The 1060-nt window shown below is 76.7% G+C and carries 2 protein-coding genes; both read right to left on the bottom strand.

Features of this window, described 5'->3' with window-relative positions; genetic code table 11:
• On the bottom strand, positions 1–233 hold a 233-nt coding region (locus DZG00_RS15710; RefSeq protein ID WP_304650944.1), incomplete at its 3' end, for an aminoglycoside phosphotransferase family protein.
• Complete coding sequence (locus DZG00_RS15715; RefSeq protein ID WP_119383325.1) at positions 230–880, bottom strand: hypothetical protein; 651 nt, start codon at positions 878–880, stop codon at positions 230–232. The genes DZG00_RS15710 and DZG00_RS15715, both read right to left, overlap by 4 nt.
• Positions 881–1060 lie beyond the last annotated feature (180 nt).

The raw sequence follows: 1060 nt of genomic DNA on the forward strand, positions 1-1060 counted from the left end.
GTGCCGTCGGCGTCGGACGCGAGCACGGGCGCGGCGCCGCGACCGGCCCACGCGGCCATCAGCCGGCCGCCGCGCCGCTCCTCCTCCACGAGCGGCACCTTGAGCACGAGGCGCGCGCCGTCGCGGCGGACCGGGGCGATCACGCTGCTCGCGGTGCGGAGGACCGGGCCGTCGGGATCCAGCCGCCAGTCCGCGAGGTGGGCCCGCAGCTCAGCGGGCATCGCGTCCGTCACAGCCGGATCGACACGGGCACGCCCGTGAGCACCATGATGCCGACGACCGCGCCGATCACCCCGACGCCCAGGAGGACGAGCGCGCCGGCCAGCGCGAGGCGCGAGCGCTCGTACCAGGGCAGGATCCCGCGCCGGGCCCCGCGCAGCTCCGCCATCGTGAGCACCTTCGCCTGCTCGGTCAGCGGCAGGTCGAGGCCGACCGCCATCGAGCGCATGGTCCACAGGTCGTACACGTGGCCGCTGAGGCGGAGGAGCAGGCGGCCGTCGGCGCCGAGGACGAACAGCCGCGGCTGGGTGTCGAGCGTGAGGCCCTGGTAGACGTGCACCACCAGGAGGTCGTGCATGGCGCTGCGGCGGATGCGCGTGCGGCGCCCCAGGAACCGGGTCTCGACGTCGCCCGTCCCGTGCGAGATGCGCACATAGGAGGTGAGGTAGAGGCGGGCGAGGACGGCGCCGAGCAGCGCGACCACGCCGACGCCGAGGATCACGGCCGCCGCGTTCCCCGTGGGGATGGCGAGCACCAGGAGCGCCGCTCCCAGCGGCACGACGAGCGCGAGCGTCGCGAGGACGAGCTGCCGCAGGAGGGCGGGGCGGGGGCGGATGAGCGTGCTCGGGCCGTCGTGGGGCGCGTCGCCGTCGTGCTGCACCGTCGCCTCCGGTCGTCGTCCGAGGCCGTCCTCGCGTCCGCCGTCGTCCCGCGCTCGCCGCGTCGCGGACGGGCGGCGCCCGCGGGTGCGGGCGGGACGACCGCCCCAGCCTAGGAGGGAGCGGGCCCTCCTGGCAGGGGCGCTATGGGGGACACGCGCAGCCGGCCGGGGTACACGGCA

This window comes from Clavibacter lycopersici, from assembly GCF_003576405.1.
Taxonomy (GTDB): Bacteria; Actinomycetota; Actinomycetes; order Actinomycetales; family Microbacteriaceae; genus Clavibacter; species Clavibacter lycopersici.